This is a genomic window from Xanthobacter sp. BG11Y11_SDJG (genome assembly GCF_057364445.1).
The window spans coordinates 1-692 of record NZ_JBNFNU010000837.1 but is presented as its reverse complement, the minus strand read 5'-3'; the positions used below and the strand labels follow the sequence as shown (position 1 = coordinate 692).

Sequence of the window (692 nt, the reverse complement as noted above, 5' to 3'; positions counted from 1 at the left end):
GCGCGGGCGCAGGACGGCGCGACGTGATCCGCCTGCCCGGCGCCGCGGCCCCGAGCCTGGCGCCGGTTCGCACCGAAGGCCTTGATCTGCTGGACGATGCCGGCCATGTCCGGGCGCTCGACGCGGTGGAGGCGGAACTGATCCGCTTCGCCTGTGCGCTTTATGGCGGCCGGCTCACCGAGGTGGCGCGGCGTCTCGGCATCGGCCGCTCGACCCTGTACCGCAAGCTGGCCGAGATCGAGGCCCACCCTGCCGCTGCGGAATCGGTGCCGGGTGCGGTGCCGAGGGCCATCGCCGCCGAATGAGACGTCCGTTAACCATGCCGGCCCGCACCGGGGAACCACCACAGCGGGCGTTTGTTGCCCGTGAGTGACAGGCCGATGAAATCCCTGTGCAACGCAAGCTTGTGAGTTGATCGTCGGGCGGCAAAGCGGCACCAACGCTCCTCGCGGGCCATTCGGAGGAGATCTGACCCATGCACGGCAAGTTGCTGGGCGCACGTGAGCGGGCCGTGGCGCGCATCGCGGACCTCAAGCGCATGGTGCCTGCCGGCGCGCTCGCGGTGATGCTATTGGCCGCGCCTGCCGCCGTGCACGCCGAACAGGACGACCTGCCCGGCACCGCCGATCTGCCGCCGGCGCGGCTCAAGGCTTCCGCCCCACCACCGTATTCCGCCCCGGCAGCGCTGGGGC

General features: G+C 71.4%; 2 protein-coding genes. Both read left to right on the top strand.

The annotated features are described in order from the left end of the window. Nucleotides 1–305, top strand: a 305-nt coding sequence (locus AC2W7M_RS26860; protein ID WP_486136273.1) for a helix-turn-helix domain-containing protein, incomplete at its 5' end; no start/stop codon positions are given. A 170-nt stretch (nucleotides 306–475) separates the two neighbouring features. Then, nucleotides 476–692 (top strand): hypothetical protein (locus AC2W7M_RS26855; protein ID WP_486136271.1); only part of this gene is annotated, 217 nt, incomplete at its 3' end.